This window comes from Streptomyces sp. NBC_00457 (assembly GCF_036014015.1).
Taxonomy (GTDB): domain Bacteria; phylum Actinomycetota; class Actinomycetes; order Streptomycetales; family Streptomycetaceae; genus Streptomyces.
In genome coordinates, this window is the sequence record NZ_CP107905.1 from 8,698,791 (window position 1) to 8,715,978 (window position 17,188).

Genomic DNA, 17,188 nt, shown 5'->3' on the forward strand with positions numbered 1-17,188 from the left:
TAAAATCCGCACGTCAGGGCATTCGTACCGCCGCCGTAAAGAGGAGCCGCACCCTCATGGCCGAACACCCCGCCTACCCCGTAGGCCTCCGCCTCACCGGCCGCCGGGTCGTCGTCCTCGGCGGCGGCCAGGTCGCCCAGCGCCGCCTCCCGGCACTCATCGCGGCGGGCGCCGACATCGTGCTCGTATCACCCGAGGCGACCCCGTCAGTGGAAGCCATGGCAGACGCGGGCGAGATCACCTGGCACAAGCGCCCGTACGCCGAAGGCGACCTCGCCGACGCGTGGTACGCCCTCATCGCCACCAGCGACCACGAGGCGAACCACCTCGCCTCGTCCGAAGCGGAGCGCCACCGTGTCTGGTGCGTACGCTCGGACGACGCCGACGCGGCCACCGCCTGGACCCCCGCCACCGGCCACAGCGAAGGCGTCACGGTCGCCGTCCTCACGACCGAGGCACGCGGCCGCGACCCCCGCCACACCGCCGCCATCCGTGACGCGGTCGTCGAGGGCCTCCGCGACGGCACCCTCGTCGCCCCCCACCACCGCACCCGCACGCCCGGCGTCGCCCTGGTGGGCGGCGGCCCCGGCGACCCGGATCTGATCACGGTCCGCGGACGCCGCCTGCTCGCCGAGGCCGACGTGGTCATCACCGATCACCTGGGCCCGCGCGACCTGCTCGCGGAGCTCCCCCCGAGCGTCGAGGTGATCGACGCGGCGAAGCTGCCGTACGGCCGGTTCATGGCCCAGGAGGCCATCAACAACGCGCTGATCGAGCATGCCAAGGCGGGCAAGTCGGTCGTACGTCTCAAGGGCGGCGACCCCTTCGTCTACGGCCGCGGCATGGAGGAGGTCCAGGCGCTGGCCGAGGCCGGCGTCCCGTGCACGGTCGTGCCCGGCATCTCCAGCTCGATCTCGGTCCCGGGCGCGGCCGGCATCCCGGTCACCCACCGCGGTGTCGCCCACGAGTTCACCGTGGTCAGCGGTCACATCGCCCCCGACGACGAGCGCTCCCTGGTCGACTGGCCGTCCGTCGCCCGGCTCACCGGCACGCTGGTGATCCTCATGGGCGTCGCCACGATCGGGAAGGTCGCCGAGACGCTCATCGCCCACGGCAAGTCCCCGGACACGCCGGTCGCCCTGATCCAGGAGGGCACGACAGCGGGCCAGCGCCGGGTCGACGCGACCCTCGCCACGGCCGGCGAGACGGTGCTCAGCCACGAGGTGAAGCCGCCGGCGGTGATCGTCATCGGCGAGGTCGTGAACGTAGGCCCGCACACGCCCGCGTAACCCGGGGTAACAGAACCCGTCCCGAGCCGTTGGCACCGCACGCACGACAAGGCAGTATCACCCTGTGGCCGATCTCATCACCGTCCAGGACCCCGACGACCCGCGCCTGCACGACTACACGGGCCTGACCGACGTAGAGCTGCGCCGGAAGCGCGAGCCCGCCGAGGGCCTGTTCATCGCCGAGGGCGAGAAGGTCATCCGGCGGGCGAAGGACACGGGCTACGAGATGCGTTCGATGCTGCTGTCCGCCAAGTGGGTCGACGTGATGCGCGACGTCATCGACGAACTCCCCGCACCCGTCTACGCGGTCAGCCCCGAACTCGCCGAGCAGGTCACCGGCTACCACGTGCACCGCGGCGCGCTCGCCTCCATGCAGCGCAAGCCGCTGCCCGTGGCGGCCGAACTCCTGCAGACCGCACGCCGGGTGGTGGTCATGGAGTCCGTCAACGACCACACCAACATCGGCGCGATCTTCCGCTCGGCGGCGGCGCTCGGCATGGACGCGGTCCTGCTGTCGCCCGACTGCGCGGACCCGCTGTACCGCCGCAGCGTGAAGGTCTCGATGGGCGCTGTCTTCTCCGTGCCGTACGCCCGCCTGGACACCTGGCCCAAGGGCCTGGAATCGGTCCGCGAGGCCGGCTTCACCCTCCTCGCCCTCACCCCGGACGAGAAGGCCAAGACCCTCGACGAGGCCGCGCCGCACCGGATGGACCGAGTGGCCCTGATGCTCGGCGCCGAGGGCGACGGCCTGTCCACCCAGGCCCTGGTCGCCGCCGACGAATGGGTCCGCATCCCCATGTCCCACGACGTCGACTCCCTCAACGTGGGAGCGGCGGCGGCGGTCGCCTTCTACGCCGTGGCGACCGGCCGCCCTCAGCCCTAGGCGCTCCGCTGGCTGTGTCTATATGCGGCTCCGCCGCGGGGCCGCGCTGTGCCGTCGGTCGCCTGCGGCACCGTCGTGGCTGGTCGCGCAGTTCCCCGCGCCCCTTCGGGGCGCTGCCGAACCGCAGCGGGCTTCGCCGGGCCCGCTTAGGGCCTGTCCGCGACCTGCCGCCCGTCCAACGACGGGTCATGCGGTGGTACGTCCATCCGCTCCTGCTGTCGTACGACGTCCCCGTCGCCGCCGAGCCCACGCGAGGGCCCCTGACAGCCCTGGGCCGCCGCGATGCCGAGCGCGACCAGCAGGGTCACGACGACGAACACGAACAGCCGCTGTCGCAGCAGCCGCGGATTGGCGGGCCGCATCCCGGTGCCCGTGGTCCGGGGAGCGGGACGACCGTTGCCACCGCGTGGCGTCGGCCTGCCGCCGTTGCCCGAGCGCGTCGAGTTCCGTGCGGGGGTGGTCCGTGGGGTGCCCTGACGGGGAGTCGACGTGCCGCTGCCGCGTGAGCCATTGGCGCCGCGCGGAGTCCCGGGACCCCGCTGCGGACTTCCGTTCCGCGACGGCGGCGCCGTGTCCCGCCCGGTGGCGGAGCCGCGCGACCCGGCGACGGGTCCCCGAGGCGCGGGCGGTCCGCTCTGCGCGCCCGGCGCCGGTCCCGGCTGCCCCTGCGGGCGCCGCTGGAGACCGCGCTCGGGGTAGGTGTCGGCGAGCCGCCCGGTGGGCCGGTCCGCCTCCCCGGTGCGGGGCGCGGGAGGACGCGCCTCGGCGATCCCCTGCGCCTCGCGGGCCGCGATCTCCTTCAGACGGAGCGACAGCTGGAGGGTGCTGGGGCGCTCCTCGGGATCCTTCGCCAGACAGGCCCGCACGAGCGGGGCCAGCGCGTCGGGAACGCCGCGCAGCTGCGCCTCCTCGTGCACCACCCGGTACAGCATCACTTCAGAACTGCCGTGACCGAAGGGCGAGTCGCCCATCGAGGCGTACGCCAGCGTCGCGCCGAGGGAGAACACGTCCGTGGCCGGTGTCACCGCGGCGCCCCGCACCTGCTCGGGTGCGAGGAAGCCGGGCGAGCCGACGGCCGTGCCGACGTGGGTGAGGGTGGAGGCGCCGGTCGCCCAGGCGATGCCGAAGTCGATGATCCGCGGCCCCTTCGGGGACAGCAGGATGTTGGACGGCTTCAGGTCCCGGTGTACGACCCCGGCCTCGTGCACGGCGACCAGCCCCTCCGACAGGGCGGCTCCGACGGCGGCGACATCGGCGGCGACCAACGGGCCCTCGCCGGCGACCTTGTCGTGCAGGGACGGGCCGGGCACGTACTGCGTGGCGAACCACGGCCGTTCGGCGTCGAGATCCGCCGCGACCAGCCGGGCGGTGCAGCCGCCCCGGATCCGCCGGGCCGCCGACACCTCGCGCGCGAACCGCGACCGGAACTCCTGGTCCTCCGCCAGATCGGGCCGGATGACCTTGAGGGCGACCCGCTGCCCCTTCTTGTCGGAGCCCAGGTAGACCACGCCCATCCCACCCGCGCCGAGCCGTCTGTGAAGCCTGAATGAGCCGACGACGCGCGGGTCCTCGCGCCTCAGGCGCATCATCGCCATGTTCATCCCCGCTGCCCGGTCCCTGTGACGTGGCACAGCTTACGTTTCCACGGCCGCCCGCGCGCAGAGGCCGCGCCCTCTCGGCCCGATGGATTGTCAGTGCCGGGTGGGAGACTTGAAGAGTGGTCAGGGAGCGTGCGAGCAGGCGGACTTCGGGTGCGTGCGGATCCCAACGACCCGTCACAGAAGGGGGATTGAACCCGTGAAGGGTGATCGCGTGGAGATAGTCGTGGACGCCGGGGACACGACGCGCACGTACGAGGTGGTGGCGAGCAGGGCGGGACGCAGGGTGGAGACGGCGGTACGCCGAGGTGTCGTGGAAGTGAGCGAAGTCACCCGAAGCGGGTCCGTGGTGCGCACGGCCCGTTTCATGGCGAACCGGGTCCTGGCGCTGGTCGAGCAGCCGATACCCCGGGAGGACAGCTCGGAAAAGTCAGGACACAGCGGTCACCCCCTCAGGGAAGACCCCGAGACGTAGAACCCCGTCTCCACCCAGGGGAGTACTCCGCGGGGAACCGGTCATCCTCCGGGAGGCCCGGCAATCGGTACGAGGGCATGACGCCCCCGGCTCGCCGCGCCCCTAGATTTGAAGTCAAGCGGCGGGTGCAGCACTCGTCCCCCGAGGTCAGACACCCGCCGCTGCCAACGACAACTGAGTTCGGTCAGGAGAGGGACCATGGCCCAGACGGCACCGCGGACGATGATCCGCACACAGGGACGCAGGGCATACAGCGCCGCGTTCCCCCCGCGCCGCCAGGGCCGCCGCCACCCCTTGGTGGCAACGGCAATGGCCCTTCCCCTGGCGGTCCTGCTCCTGCTCGTCTTCGACGGCTGGGAGACAGTGGCCACACAGGCGTCGTCCGTGGGTGTGGTGCTGGGGCGCTGAGCGGCGACCCCAGGCCCGGAAGAGCGGTCCGGGCGGGGACATCCACCCATGAAACCCCGTGGGGACGGGGGTGCGGCGGACGGCACAAATGCCGGCGCAGCTGGGGAGCTGCGCCGGCATTGCGCCGTTTTGCGCCTAAACCGGCGCCGCTCTCGCGGACCTGGTTGCTCACCGTCGTGGTTCCTCAATTGATGGTTGCGGTGCGAGGGGCGATGCGGCTGACGCCGGTTGCCGCGTGGCCGGGGCGGCGCACACCCGGCAGGCAGCGGGCTGGCTCAGCTCAGCTGCGGGCAGCCGGTCCGTCCGCCCCAGCTGCGGGCATTCGTGCCGCCTAGGGCGGCACGGGTGGGCGCAGGCGGCACCCCGTCAGCGCCGGGCTGCGCGACCCACCCCCGGCCGGCACCGACCCGCGGCACCCCGTCAGCGCCGGGCTGCGCGACCCACCCCCGGCCGGCACCGACCCGCGGCACCCCGTCAGCGCCGGGCCGTGCGACCGACCCCCGCCCCAGCCACCACGCCGAGCACCCCACGGGCACGGTCAACGACCACCCACGTACCGGCCCCCCAACACCCCCGCCGCCCAACCCTCCGTACCCTCGCCCCCAGACCCATCCGCACACCAAGGGGCCCCGTGACCGCCAACCCCCTCCTCCCCGAGCTCACCGCCAAGGCAAGGGCCGCCGCCCACGCCCGCACCCCCGCCTGCCCCTGCGGAGCCCCCGTCACCCTCGCCGACCGCCCCGACGCCACAGTCGTCCGCCACGAGGACACCGTCGCCAAGGCACACGCCCCCGACGCCACCCCCACCGACCTCACCCCCCGCCTCACCGTCGCCACCCACCTCCCGGACGTACTCCTCTCCCCCCTCACACCGACCCCGGTCACGCTCCACGGTCGTATCGTGACCTTCTGGCCGTACGGCACCCCCGTAGACCCGGAAGACCCCGACACCGCCCCCTGGGAAGCCGCCGCCACCCTCCTCGCCCGCCTCCACAGGACCCCCGCGCCCCACGCCCTGCCCCCCATGCGCGGCCCCGCCAAAGCGGCCCACGCCGTCGCCCGCCTCCGCGCCCTCGCCCCGCACCCGGCCGTCGCCCCGGTCCTCCGAGCGTGGACCGCCCTCCCCGCCTGGGCCCGCGCCGAGACCCCCATGCCCGACACCACCACCCTCTGCCACGGCGACTTCCACCTCGGCCAACTCGTCCGCCACCCCGCCCCGAACGGCCCGTGGCGGCTCATCGACGTCGACGACCTCGGCACCGGCACCCCCGCCTGGGACCTCGCCCGCCCCGCGTCCTGGTACGCCTGCGGCCTGCTCACACCCGACGAATGGACTCGCTTCCTGTCCGCCTACCGCGCAGCCGGCGGCCCCGCCGTCCCCGCCGAAGGCGACCCCTGGCCGGCCCTGGACGTCCCCGCCCGCGCCCTCACCGTCCAGACCGCCGCCCGCGCGATCACCAAGGCGGCAGCCGCGGACCGCCCACTGGACGAGATCGAGCAGTCCCTCGTGGACGCCTGCGACCGAATGAGTTCCGCCCCACCGGAGTTGAGCACACACCTGGCGAAGTAGTGTGCAACCGACCGCAGCCGGACAGAGTCTGTCCTGGCGAAACGCGAAGCAGGACCGACCGGCGAGGAGTTGAGCCGACCATGCAGTGTCCGAAGTGCCATGCGCCCATGCACACGTACAACCGCAACGGCGTCCAGATCGAGCAGTGCAGCGGCTGCCGCGGGATCTTTCTCGACTACGGCGAGCTGGAGGCGCTGTCCCGCGTCGAGTCCCAGTGGGCCCAGCCCGCCCCGCCACCCCCGGCCGCCCCGCAGGCGTACCCCGCCCCGCAGGCACCCGCCTGGGGCGCCCCGCACGGCGGCGGCCACCACGGCGGCCACGGCGGTCACTACGGCAACAAGCGGCACAAGAGCTTCGGCCACATGCTGTTCTCCAGCTGACCGGACCACCACGAAGCCCCCGGCCGTACGAGACGGCCGGGGGCTTCGGTGTGTGGACGATACTGGGATTGAACCAGTGACCTCTTCCGTGTCAGGGAAGCGCTCTCCCGCTGAGCTAATCGTCCTCGGGACCGTGACCCGAAGGTCACAAGCTGTGCGTGCGCGATACTGGGATTGAACCAGTGACCTCTTCCGTGTCAGGGAAGCGCTCTCCCGCTGAGCTAATCGCGCGAGACGGATCTTGCCGACGGAGCAGCAGATCCAGTGGACGATACTGGGATTGAACCAGTGACCTCTTCCGTGTCAGGGAAGCGCTCTCCCGCTGAGCTAATCGTCCTTGGAGGTGGAGACGGGATTTGAACCCGTGTAGACGGCTTTGCAGGCCGTTGCCTCGCCTCTCGGCCACTCCACCAGGAGTGTAGGGGATCCGGGTGGACCCCCTGCTTCCTTCGAGCGGACGACGAGGTTCGAACTCGCGACCTCAACCTTGGCAAGGTTGCGCTCTACCAACTGAGCTACGTCCGCTTGTCGTTTCGTACCGCTCCCGCGGCCCGGCGACGAGTTGAACTCTAGCGGATTCTAGGGCCAGTACAAAAACGCGTTTGTGCAGCGTGCTGCGCTGCACCCGGTTGCCGACCCGGCCGGGGCAGCCGAGGCGACATGGCCAGGTCACCTGCGTGACACCCGCCATAGACTCGACTGCGTGTCCGACCTGCCTCCTCTCGCGCGTTTCGGTGACCGCGTCGCCACCGGTCTCCTCGATGTCACCAGCGACCCCGCGGCCCTCGACTCCACCGGTTTCTGGGCCGTTTGCGCTGACTTCGAGGGCCGGCTGACCTGCGCCCGCTTCGCCGACGTACGACAGGAGCCCGTGCCCGCACCGGTGCCGGGCCGGTGGCACGGGCCGGCGACCGGTGACTGGACGTCGTCCCTCGATCGCGCCGCGTACATGGCGGGCGTACGGCGTGTCCGTGAGCACATCGCGGCCGGCGAGGTCTATCAGGCGAACCTCTGCCGGGTGCTCTCCGCACCGATTCCGCCCGACGCCGACGTGGACGCGCTCACCGCGCTGCTGGCCCGCGGCAACCCGGCACCGTATGCGGGGACGATCCGGCTGCCCGGCCACGGGGTGGAAATAGCCACGGCCTCGCCGGAGCTCTTCCTGCGCCGGGACGGCCGGGTCGTCGAGTCCGGGCCGATCAAGGGCACCGGACGTACCGAGGCGGACCTGCTGGAGAAGGACTACGCCGAGAACGTGATGATCGTGGATCTGGTGCGCAACGACCTCGGGCGTGTCTGCGGCACCGGCAGCGTGACCGTCCCCGATCTGTGCGCCGTCGAGAAGCACCCCGGCCTGGTCCATCTCGTCTCCACCGTCCGCGGCGAACTGCGTACCGGCGCCGGGTGGCCGGAGCTGCTCGCCGCCGCTTTCCCGCCCGGGTCGGTCACCGGCGCTCCCAAGTCGAGTGCCCTGAGGATCATCGAAGCGCTGGAGACGGCGCCCAGGGGGCCGTACTGCGGCGGCATCGGCTGGGTCGACGCCGACCGGGGGACCGGCGAGCTGGCCGTCGGCATCCGTACCTTCTGGATCGACCGGACGGAGGGCGTGCTGCGCTTCGGCACGGGCGCCGGCATCACGTGGGGGTCCGACCCGGAGGGGGAGTGGCGGGAGACCGAGCTGAAGGCGTCCCGGCTGCTCGCGGTAGCGTCGGGAACGTACGAGGACAGTGGAGCGGGAGTCTGACGCGCCGGGCCCGGCCGACCAGACACGTGCGCAGGGTTGCGAGGTAGAACCAGTGAAGCTTTGGCTCGACGGCGGGCTGCAGGACATGGAGGCCGCCCGTGTCTCCGTCTTCGACCACGGGCTGACCGTGGGGGACGGCATCTTCGAGACGGTGAAGGCGGCCGACGGGAAGCCGTTCGCGCTCACCCGCCATCTCGACCGGCTGACCCGCTCCGCCCGCGGCCTGGGTCTGCCCGACCCGGACCACGACGAGGTACGACGTGCCTGCGCCGCCGTTCTCGAGGCCAACCCGATGCCGCTCGGCCGGCTGCGCATCACCTACACCGGCGGTCACGGCCCGCTCGGCTCCGACCGCGGCCAGCACGGCCCGACCCTGGTGGTCGCCCTCGGGGAGACCAGCCGACGCCCCGACTCCACGGCGGTCGTCACCGTGCCGTGGACCCGCAACGAGCGCGGCGCACTCACCGGCCTGAAGACGACGTCGTACGCCGAGAACGTCGTCGCCCTGGCGCGCGCTCGCCAACAGGGAGCCTCCGAGGCGCTGTTCGCCAACACGGTCGGCCAACTCTGCGAAGGCACCGGGTCGAACGTCTTCGTGGTCCTGGACGGCGAGATCCACACCCCGCCGCTCGCCTCCGGCTGCCTCGCGGGCATCACGCGCGCGTTGACGATCGAGTGGACCGGGGCGAAGGAGACCGACCTGCCACTGGAGGTCCTTCAGCGGGCCGACGAGATCTTTTTGACGTCCACGCTGCGGGACGTCCAGGCCGTGCACCGGGTCGACGACCGCATCCTGTCGGGCGCTCCCGGTCCGGTGACCGCCAAGGCGATGCGGATCTTCGACGAGCGGTCCCGGGCCGACGTCGATCCGATCGGAAATTGAGAGCGCCCGGTCCGCCCCTACGGGTAGAACTGCCCTGATGACCACGACTCTGCGGCCGACCGAGCCGCTTCAGCACCAGGCGGACGGGACGCGTTCACGCCGCTACCAGGTGTGCGTGAACAGCCGTCCCGTGGGCCGGATACACCTCGGCACCTCTCCCTCCTTCGGCGCCACGGTGGCCCGCGTCCTGGACCTGCGCATCGAGGAGCCGGACCGGCGCCGCGGCCGGGCGACAGTGGCCGCACTCGCCGCGGAGGAGGTGGCGCGCGGCTGGGGCTGCCGGCAGATCGAGGTGGGCGTCCCCGCCGAGGCCGGGTCGGCGCTGCGGCTCTTCCAGGCGCTCGGTTACGTCCTGCGCAACCGCGGCATGGAGAAGCGGCTCGGCGACACACCACCCGAACTGCCCGCCGGCAGCCGGGGGCGGACCATGACGGAGGCCGAGTTCGCGTCGTGGCACGAGTACGAGTCCGAGCAGTACGCGCGCATGTGGATCGAGCGGGGCGTGCCCGAGGCCGAGGCGTACGCCAAGTCGCGGCGCGAGCACGAGACGCTCCTGCCCCAGGGCCTGACCACCGAGAACATGCTGTTCAGCGTGTTGGAGCACAAGGGTGTGCGCGTGGGCACCCTGTGGCTGGCCCTTCGGGACGACAAGGCGTTCGTCTTCGACGTCGAGGCCGACGCGGCCCATCGCGGACGCGGACACGGCCGTACGCTGATGCTGCTGGCGGAGAGCCAGGCGATCGCCGCCGGGCGACGTGCCCTCGAGCTCAACGTGCACGCGGGCAACACCGCGGCGGAGCGGCTCTACGAGTCACTCGGCTACGAGGCGACGCTGTACGGCCTGTACAAGAACCTGCTCTGAGGCTCATTCACGCTCGGCGAGCAGCCGGTCCGCGATCTCCTCGATGCGCTCGCGCAGCCCTTCCTGGCTTTTGCCGCCGTCCAGCCGCTCGCCGCCGATGACATACGTCGGGGTACCGGTCACGCCGATCGCCTTGCCCTCGGCCTGGTCGGCGTCGACGATCAGGATGTGCCGGCCGTCGATCAGAGCGGTGTCGAACTCCTCGGCATCGAGACCGAGTTCGCGCGCGACCTCGACCAGGAAGGGTTCTCCCTTACGGTCCAGCTCCTCGACCCTGGCCAGGACCGCCTCGACGTAAGGCCAGCCCTGCCCCTGCTCCAGCGCCTCCTCGGCGGCCTGCGCGGCGGCGAAGGCGTGCTTGTGCTTCTCCAGCGGGAAGTGCCGCAACCGCAGCTCCAGCCGGTCGCCGTAGCGGGCCCGCAGGGCGCGGAGATCGTCCAGCGCGCCACGGCAGTCCGGGCACTGCAGCTCGCACCACACGTCGAGAACGGGTGTGGCGGGGGAGGAGGAGTCGCTCATGGTCACAGTCTCCCAGCCCCGGCCCGGACGACCCAATCGGCGCCCGGGTCGTACGCCACCGTCCGGCACCTTCGGAGGAGGCGACCCGGAGATGTCCCTGATGTCCGCCCGGACCATGGCCCGCCGGGGGTCGGACGGTGCAGGATGGAAGGGACGAAGTGCCCGACCGAGGCCTGCCAGGAGGACCGGATGATTGCCGAGACCGTCTGTTCCGCCGTCGCCGCGGCAGGCCTGGGCATCGCGGCGGTCACGGCGTACCGCAAGCGTTTCCTCACGGCCGCCCGTATCGCGGCCTACTCCCTCGTCCCGCTGGGCCTGGTGATGACCGGGGTCGTCGACTGGGTCGCCGACACGGCGTTCAGCCCGGTGGCCTGGGCCGGCTTCGGCGTGCTCGGCGCGTCCTGGCTGCTGTTCGCGGGCACGCGCGCGGTGGAGCGCCGGCGCGGTGGCACCCGCAAGGAGCGCAAGGCCGCCGCCCGGTCCGCGCAGGGCGAGGCGGTGGCGCCAGCGGCCTCGGCGCCCTCCCTGGGCCCGGCCTCCCGCTCGAAGACGCCCTCCGCGACCGCACCCCGTGCCGACAAGGCGGACGACTTCAGCGACATCGAGGCCATCCTCAAGAAGCACGGCATATGACGGCGGCCTGCCGACTGAAACGACACAGTCGACCGGCGCGCAGCCAGAAATGATCACGGCCTGAACCCGCCGTCACGGAATTCGGCGAACTCCCGTACATTGCGGGCGTGTTGATCGCGCCAGGGCCATAACCTGCGACATCATCGCCGCGAGATGCTGGACACGACACAGAGCGAGGCCGCGCCGCCGCAGGATGAGCCGCGCGGATGCCTCTTCGCCCTTTCCCAGCCACCGCTGATGATCTTCCTTGCGGTGATCGGGTGTCTACTGCTCATGGCCGCGTTGCACGACCTGCTGTTGCTGTGAGCCGTACCCGTGGTCCCCGGCGCCACCCGCCGGGGCCACGTCGGCATCCTCGCCCCGCCCTCAGCCCGCCGCCTCTTTCCGTCGCGCCCGGTATGCGGCGACATGCAGACGGTTCCCGCAGGTGCGGCTGTCGCAGTACCGGCGCGAGCGGTTCCGGGAGAGGTCGACGAAGGCGTGCCGGCAGTCGGGCGCCTCGCAGCGCCGCAGCCGCTCCTGTTCCCCGGCCACCACGAAGAACGCCAGCGCCATTCCGCAGTCCGCCGCCAGGTGATCGGCGACGGAGGCACCGGGCGCGAAGTAGTGCACGTGCCAGTCGTAGCCGTCGTGGTCGGTGAGCCGGGGCGTCGTGCCCGCGGCGGCGACCAGATCATTGATCAGCGTGGCCGCGGCCCGGGCGTCCGGTGCGGCGAAGATCCCCGCGAACCGGCTGCGGATCTTCCGCACCGCCGAGAGGTCGAACTCCGAGAGCACCCCGACGTCACTGATTTCGTGGTTTCGTACGAAATCCTCGAGAGCCGCGACATCCGCCAGCCCGTCCGGCGTCGCATCGTCCTCCGGTGCGGTGTTCACCAGATCCACCACGGTGTCCAGCGCACACCGGGTGTCGTGGGTGATCAGCACGTTTCGCTCCCTGGCCTGGGGGGTCGGGCCGGTGCCCGCCGATGCTGGCCGATGGTAATGGCTGACCGGCCCTCGCCGAAGCGGCGTGCGGGGCTCCGGAGCCCTGGACGACACAGCGGCACGACACAGCGGCACCGCCCGGACAGGCCGGGCGGTGCCGCTGTATGCGATATGCGGTTGTCTTGGCCCGAGCCGTCACCCCGAGTCGACGGCGCCGGGCGGCTTGGTGAGAGCCTCGCCCTAGCTTTCCGCCAGGATGTGTGAGAGCTCCTGATCCAGATCGAAGTGACGATGTTCGGTGCCCGGTGGCACCGCCGCGTCCGTGCGCTTCAGAAAGGACTCCAGAGCCCTTGCCGGGGCCTCCAGCAGGGCCTCGCCCTCCGGAGAGCTCAGGGCGATGCAGACGACCCCCTGGCCGTGACTGCGCGACGGCCAGACGCGGACGTCGCCGGTGCCCGTGGGCCGGTGGAGGCCCTCCGCGAGCAGGTCGCGGGCGAACACCCACTCGACAGTCTCTTCGGCACCGGTGTGGAAGGTGGCGTGCACGGCGTAGGGGTCGGCCGTGTCATACCGCAGGCCTGCGGGGACAGGCAGGGAGGACTCGCTCGACACAACGAGGCGCAGGTGCAGCTCGCAGCTGACCGTGGTGTTCATAAGCGCCAGGGCCTTTCGCTCAGTGTGCGCTCGGGGATTCGCACGTCGGCGAAATCGACATGCCACCTACGGTGCCGTTGTAAACCCCTCTGAGTGTTTTGCGTGCCTTTACGTAACTCTTCCGGCCGAGAACCAGTTCGCGAGGTACCTCCATTCCGGTGACCGGTTTCTCTCCGGTAGGGTTTGGCCGTATGAATACGGGGAGTGACGAGCCTGGCGAGGTCGCCATGGCTGCGGACGAGACGAAGGCGGACGGGGCGAAGAGCGAGCAGGCGCTCGGCTCGAGAGCACCGGAGTTCATCAAGGCGCGCCGGGTGCTGCACCTGAGCTGGCAGGTCGGCATCTTCGCCGTGGGCCTCGCGGTCGTGGTCGTGGGCATCATCCTGCTGCCCCTGCCCGGACCGGGCTGGGTGGTCATCTTCGGCGGCATGGCGATCTGGGCGACCGAGTTCGTCTGGGCCCAGCTGGTGCTGCGCTGGACCAAGCGCAAGGTCACCGAGGCGGCACAGCGCGCGCTCGATCCCAAGGTGCGGCGCCGCAACATCATCCTGACGACGATCGGCCTGGTGATCATCGGGGCTCTCCTCGGGATCTACCTCTGGAAGTTCGGCGTCGTGATGCCCTGGAAGATCAAGGACCAGTGAGCCGCGCGGGGGCGCCTGTGACCGGTTGCCTTCGGTCACAGGTATGCCCTGACATGGGGTAATGTTCTCCGTGCACCCGGGCGATTAGCTCAGTGGGAGAGCGCTTCGTTCACACCGAAGAGGTCACTGGTTCGAACCCAGTATCGCCCACCCGGGAACGGCGGCCCGTCTGCGAGAGAGCAGGCGGGCCGCCGTCGTGTGTGCCTCCGGCCCGCGGCTGCGAGCGTGACGACCCCGCCTCTGCGCCCGCTCCCAACTCCCGGCCTCACGTGGCGACTTTCGGCCGCCCGCCGTACCCGTGCGACAGGCCACTTCCCGTTCGGCCGGCCGACCCCGCGCCTCTCACCTGCGCCGTCACCTCGCCCACCGCGACAGCCTCCGTCCGAACGCCGCCTGAGCGCCGGTCCGGGCCCCAAGAAATTCCTGTCCGAATCATTGACGCACCCTCAACCCCTTCGTACCTTGTGCCAGCAAGCGCTTACTTGAAACGATTCATGCAGGCGGCAACGACGCTGCGGGGAGGGGCCCGACTGTGGGAACCAGCAGGAATGTTGAGAGACGAACGATCCTGAAGGCGGCCGGAGCCACGGCGGCCACGCTCGGGCTGGCCGCGACGACGGGGTGCGGCGGGGACGGAGGCACCTCCTCCGATGGGACGGTGACGATCCGTTACGCATGGTGGGGCGCCGAGGACCGCGCCCAGCGCATCAACAAGACCATCGCGCTCTTCGAGAAGAAGTACCCGAAGATCAAGGTGAAAACGGACTTCCAGCCCTACACCGACTTCTGGAAGAAGTTCAACACCCAGGCCTCGGGCGGAAATCCGCCGGACGTCTTCCAGAATGCCATTGGATTCCTGCGGAAATACGACGCGAAGAATGTGCTCCTCGACCTCAAGGCCCAGGTCGACGCGGGCAACCTCTCCATGGACGGCTTCCGGGCCGGCCTGGACAAGTTCGGCGAGATCGACGGAAAGCTCCTCGGAGTCCCGGTCGGCTCCAACTCGATGGCCCTGGTCATCGACAAGCCCGTCTACACCAAGGCGGGCGTGAAGCCGGAACAGGGCTGGACCTGGGACGACTTCGACGCGGCGATGAAGAAGATCCGCGACAAGTCGGGGCGTGCCGGTGACAGCGGCATGTACGGCGTCATGTACCTCTACGACCTGTACCTGCGCCAGAACGGCAAGGCCTTCTTCACCGAGGACGGACTCGGCTTCACCGAGGCGGATCTGACCCAGTGGTGGACGAAGGCCAAGAAGGGCGTCGAAGAGGGCGCCTACGCGGACGCCAAGAAGGTCGCCCAGGTCAAGCCCAAGTCGGCCGTCTCCGCGGAGATCGCCGCCGGCGAGTTCACCTGGGACAACTTCACCGTTCGCTACACCTCCGAAGGCAAGAGCGAGTACGGCCTGGCGCCCATTCCGACCACCGACGGCAAGAAGACCGGCCAGTACCTCGGCTCCCTGATGCTGAGCGCTTCCAAGCGCACCCGGCACCCCAAGGAAGTGGCGCAGTTCATCGACTTCATGGTGCACGACCCCGAGGTCGCCAAGATCATGGGCTATGACCGCGGTGTGCCCGCGACACAGGCGCAGTACGACGCGTTCAAGCCGACCGACGAGGTGAACAAGGGGATCGCCGCCTACGAGGAGTCCCTCGTCGAGTCCGGCGTCCTGGAGCCGATCACCCCGCACCCGAACGGCGCCGACATCTGCGAGGCCGCGTTCCTGCGCATCGCCGAGGAACTCGCCCTGGGCACCCGCTCGGTGGACGAGGCCGTCAAGCAGTTCTTCACCGAGTCGAAGACGGCTCTCGTCGCCTGATGGGAACCACCGTGACACACGCCCCTGCGATGGAGGGCCTGACCAAGGACTCCGAGCCGCGGCACGGTCCGGTGAAGCCCGTGCGCCCCGCCGCCCTCAAGCGGCGGCGGCGCCGGGAGAACCTGGCCGGCTATCTCTTCATGTCCCCCTGGATCGCCGGGTTCCTGCTGCTCACGGCAGGCCCGATGATCGCCTCGCTCTACTTCGCCTTCACCGACTACAACCTCTTCGACTCACCGAAGTGGATCGGCCTCGACAACTTCTCCGAGATGTTCGGCGACCCCCGCTGGCGCCACTCGGTGCAGGTGACGATGTGGTACGTCGTCGTCGGCACGCCGCTCAAGCTGCTCGCCGCCCTCGGTGTGGCGCTGCTGCTCGCGCAGAAGCGGCGCGGACAGGCCTTCTACCGGGCCGCCTTCTACGCGCCGTCGCTGATCGGGGCGAGCGTCTCCGTCGCCATCGTCTGGAAGGCGATCTTCTCGGACGACGCGATCGTCGACCGTACGCAGAAGCTGTTCGGGATCGACGTCGGCGGCTGGACCGGCGACCCGGAGCTGATCATCTACAGCCTGGTGGCGCTCACCGTCTGGCAGTTCGGCGCCCCCATGGTCATCTTCCTCGCTGGACTCAAGCAGGTCCCACGTGAGCTGTACGAGGCGGCCGAGGTCGATGGGGCGGGCAAGCTGCGGCGGTTCTGGAACATCACGCTGCCGATGATTTCCCCGGTCCTCTTCTTCAACGTCCTGCTGGAGACGATCCACTCCTTCCAGATCTTCAGCTCGGCATACATCGTCGGCGGCGGAGCCGGAGCCAACGCGTGCGGTCCCGCGGACGGTTCGATGGTGTACACCTGCTACCTCTACGTCCAGGGCTTCGAGAACAGCCGGATGGGCCTGGCCTCCGCCATGGCCTGGATGCTGCTGGTCGCGGTCGCCCTGGTGACGGCGGTGCTGTTCTGGTCCCAGAAGCGCTGGGTGCACTACGAGGAGGGCGCCCGATGAGCGCACAGGCCACCGACATCACGCCGGGCGCCTCCACGAAGGCCGGGGCTCTGCGCCGTAGGCTGCCGGGCTCCCTCGCGTGGCACGTGGGGTCCCTTCTGATTCTCGCGGTGATCCTCTATCCGGTGATCTGGGTCATCGGCGGCTCGTTCAAGAAGAGCGAGGACATCGTCGGCAGTCTGGATCTCTTCCCGACCGATCCGATCACCGACAACTACACACGGCTGTCCGACGGCATCGCGGACATCTCGATCTCCACGTTCTTCGTCAACTCGCTCACGCTGGCGATCGGTTCCGTGGTCGGGATCCTCGTGTCCTGCTCGCTGACGGCGTACGCCTTCGCGAGGATCCGCTTCGCGGGCCGCAATCTGCTGTTCACGCTGATGATCGGCACCCTCCTGCTGCCATATCACGTGCTGCTGATCCCGCAGTACGTGCTCTTCCGCAACATGGGGATGATCAACACGTACACCCCCCTGCTGCTGGGGAAGTACCTGGCGATAGAGGCGTTCTTCGTCTTCCTGATGATGCAGTTCATGCGCAACCTGCCCAAGGAACTGGACGAGGCGGCCCGTCTCGACGGCTGCGGGCATCTGCGCATCTACTGGTCGATCGTGCTCCCGCTGTGCCGCCCGGCCCTGATCACCAGCGCGATCTTCACCTTCATCAACTCCTGGAACGACTTCATGGGGCCGCTGATCTATCTGAACGAGCCCGACAAGTACACGGTCTCGCTCGGCCTGAAGATGTTCGTGGACCAGGAGGGCGTGGCCAACTACGGCGGGATGATCGCGATGTCGCTCGTCGCCCTGCTGCCGGTGCTCGCCTTCTTCCTGGCTTTCCAGCGCTATCTGATCGACGGCATGGCGACGTCCGGACTGAAGGGCTGAGGCGGT

General features: G+C 70.2%; 19 protein-coding genes and 6 tRNA genes. 16 read left to right on the forward strand and 9 right to left on the reverse strand.

The features are described 5' to 3' along the window. Positions 1 to 56: 56 nt before the first annotated feature. On the forward strand, positions 57 to 1,289 hold the full coding sequence (gene cobA, locus OG828_RS39745) for a uroporphyrinogen-III C-methyltransferase (RefSeq protein WP_328368026.1): 1,233 nt from the start codon (positions 57 to 59) through the stop codon (positions 1,287 to 1,289). A gap of 64 nt (positions 1,290 to 1,353) precedes the next feature. Next, a complete protein-coding gene (locus OG828_RS39750; protein ID WP_328368029.1) occupies positions 1,354 to 2,172 on the forward strand; it encodes a TrmH family RNA methyltransferase in 819 nt (272 codons plus the stop codon). 146 nt (positions 2,173 to 2,318) lie between these two features. Here OG828_RS39750 and OG828_RS39755 read toward each other — a convergent pair whose 3' ends face one another. Continuing rightward, positions 2,319 to 3,773, reverse strand: coding sequence for a serine/threonine-protein kinase (locus tag OG828_RS39755; RefSeq protein WP_328505019.1), 1,455 nt, complete (start codon positions 3,771 to 3,773; stop codon positions 2,319 to 2,321). A gap of 196 nt (positions 3,774 to 3,969) precedes the next feature. Here OG828_RS39755 and OG828_RS39760 point away from each other — a divergent pair, with 196 nt between their 5' ends. From OG828_RS39760 to OG828_RS39775, 4 genes are all read left to right on the forward strand, one after another. Continuing rightward, a complete protein-coding gene (locus tag OG828_RS39760; protein ID WP_301978390.1) occupies positions 3,970 to 4,245 on the forward strand; it encodes a hypothetical protein in 276 nt (91 codons plus the stop codon). 198 nt (positions 4,246 to 4,443) lie between these two features. Next, on the forward strand, positions 4,444 to 4,653 hold the full coding sequence (locus tag OG828_RS39765) for a hypothetical protein (protein WP_328368037.1): 210 nt from the start codon (positions 4,444 to 4,446) through the stop codon (positions 4,651 to 4,653). 631 nt (positions 4,654 to 5,284) lie between these two features. Next, the gene (locus tag OG828_RS39770; protein WP_328503896.1) at positions 5,285 to 6,223 is read left to right on the forward strand and encodes a phosphotransferase family protein; all 939 of its coding nucleotides are present in this window, start codon (positions 5,285 to 5,287) and stop codon (positions 6,221 to 6,223) included. Positions 6,224 to 6,303: 80 nt separating this feature from the next. Further along, positions 6,304 to 6,603 (forward strand): TFIIB-type zinc ribbon-containing protein, encoded by a 300-nt coding sequence (locus OG828_RS39775; RefSeq protein ID WP_210580475.1) that lies wholly within the window; start codon positions 6,304 to 6,306, stop codon positions 6,601 to 6,603. A 53-nt stretch (positions 6,604 to 6,656) separates the two neighbouring features. Here OG828_RS39775 and OG828_RS39780 read toward each other — a convergent pair. The 5 genes from OG828_RS39780 to OG828_RS39800 form a co-directional block, all read right to left on the reverse strand. Then, positions 6,657 to 6,728, reverse strand: a tRNA-Val gene (locus tag OG828_RS39780). A gap of 34 nt (positions 6,729 to 6,762) precedes the next feature. Then, positions 6,763 to 6,834: transfer RNA gene (locus OG828_RS39785), tRNA-Val, on the reverse strand. Between the two features lie 34 nt (positions 6,835 to 6,868). Then, a tRNA-Val gene (locus OG828_RS39790) sits at positions 6,869 to 6,940 on the reverse strand. Position 6,941: 1 nt separating this feature from the next. Further along, positions 6,942 to 7,015 (reverse strand) — tRNA-Cys (locus tag OG828_RS39795). Between the two features lie 40 nt (positions 7,016 to 7,055). After that, positions 7,056 to 7,128: transfer RNA gene (locus OG828_RS39800), tRNA-Gly, on the reverse strand. 178 nt (positions 7,129 to 7,306) lie between these two features. Between OG828_RS39800 and OG828_RS39805 the strand changes: the two genes are divergently transcribed. From OG828_RS39805 to OG828_RS39815, 3 genes are read left to right on the forward strand one after another with little or no spacing between them, the layout of a single operon-like run. After that, positions 7,307 to 8,347, forward strand: coding sequence for a chorismate-binding protein (locus tag OG828_RS39805; RefSeq protein ID WP_328441527.1), 1,041 nt, complete (start codon positions 7,307 to 7,309; stop codon positions 8,345 to 8,347). Positions 8,348 to 8,399: 52 nt separating this feature from the next. Beyond that, on the forward strand, positions 8,400 to 9,230 hold the full coding sequence (locus OG828_RS39810) for an aminotransferase class IV (protein ID WP_328503897.1): 831 nt from the start codon (positions 8,400 to 8,402) through the stop codon (positions 9,228 to 9,230). Between the two features lie 37 nt (positions 9,231 to 9,267). Beyond that, positions 9,268 to 10,092 (forward strand): GNAT family N-acetyltransferase, encoded by an 825-nt coding sequence (locus tag OG828_RS39815; RefSeq protein ID WP_328503898.1) that lies wholly within the window; start codon positions 9,268 to 9,270, stop codon positions 10,090 to 10,092. Positions 10,093 to 10,095: 3 nt separating this feature from the next. Here the strand turns inward: OG828_RS39815 and OG828_RS39820 are convergent, their stop codons facing one another. Then, a complete protein-coding gene (locus tag OG828_RS39820) occupies positions 10,096 to 10,611 on the reverse strand; it encodes a DsbA family protein (RefSeq protein WP_328503899.1) in 516 nt (171 codons plus the stop codon). 189 nt (positions 10,612 to 10,800) lie between these two features. Between OG828_RS39820 and OG828_RS39825 the strand changes: the two genes are divergently transcribed. Together OG828_RS39825 and OG828_RS39830 are read left to right on the forward strand one after the other, a co-directional pair. Next, positions 10,801 to 11,244 (forward strand): hypothetical protein, encoded by a 444-nt coding sequence (locus OG828_RS39825; RefSeq protein WP_328442573.1) that lies wholly within the window; start codon positions 10,801 to 10,803, stop codon positions 11,242 to 11,244. 153 nt (positions 11,245 to 11,397) lie between these two features. Further along, the gene (locus OG828_RS39830; RefSeq protein WP_004002639.1) at positions 11,398 to 11,550 is read left to right on the forward strand and encodes a hypothetical protein; all 153 of its coding nucleotides are present in this window, start codon (positions 11,398 to 11,400) and stop codon (positions 11,548 to 11,550) included. A gap of 60 nt (positions 11,551 to 11,610) precedes the next feature. Here OG828_RS39830 and OG828_RS39835 read toward each other — a convergent pair whose 3' ends face one another. Then, a complete protein-coding gene (locus OG828_RS39835) occupies positions 11,611 to 12,171 on the reverse strand; it encodes a CGNR zinc finger domain-containing protein (protein WP_210580489.1) in 561 nt (186 codons plus the stop codon). A 240-nt stretch (positions 12,172 to 12,411) separates the two neighbouring features. After that, a complete protein-coding gene (locus tag OG828_RS39840) occupies positions 12,412 to 12,825 on the reverse strand; it encodes an SsgA family sporulation/cell division regulator (protein WP_004002642.1) in 414 nt (137 codons plus the stop codon). A gap of 191 nt (positions 12,826 to 13,016) precedes the next feature. On the opposite strand from OG828_RS39840, the gene OG828_RS39845 reads away from it, so the two are divergent. The 5 genes from OG828_RS39845 (at position 13,017) to OG828_RS39865 (ending at position 17,182) form a co-directional block, all read left to right on the forward strand. After that, complete coding sequence (locus tag OG828_RS39845; RefSeq protein WP_210580491.1) at positions 13,017 to 13,469, forward strand: TIGR02611 family protein; 453 nt, start codon at positions 13,017 to 13,019, stop codon at positions 13,467 to 13,469. Positions 13,470 to 13,547: 78 nt separating this feature from the next. Further along, positions 13,548 to 13,619: transfer RNA gene (locus OG828_RS39850), tRNA-Val, on the forward strand. A gap of 382 nt (positions 13,620 to 14,001) precedes the next feature. Beyond that, positions 14,002 to 15,291: an ABC transporter substrate-binding protein gene (locus tag OG828_RS39855; protein WP_328503900.1), complete on the forward strand. Its 1,290-nt coding sequence runs from the start codon at positions 14,002 to 14,004 to the stop codon at positions 15,289 to 15,291. Then, positions 15,291 to 16,292, forward strand: coding sequence for a carbohydrate ABC transporter permease (locus OG828_RS39860; protein ID WP_328368060.1), 1,002 nt, complete (start codon positions 15,291 to 15,293; stop codon positions 16,290 to 16,292). Before OG828_RS39855 ends, OG828_RS39860 begins: the two co-directional genes overlap by 1 nt. After that, positions 16,289 to 17,182: a carbohydrate ABC transporter permease gene (locus OG828_RS39865; RefSeq protein ID WP_210580497.1), complete on the forward strand. Its 894-nt coding sequence runs from the start codon at positions 16,289 to 16,291 to the stop codon at positions 17,180 to 17,182. The genes OG828_RS39860 and OG828_RS39865 overlap by 4 nt, the downstream gene beginning before the upstream one ends. Positions 17,183 to 17,188 lie beyond the last annotated feature (6 nt).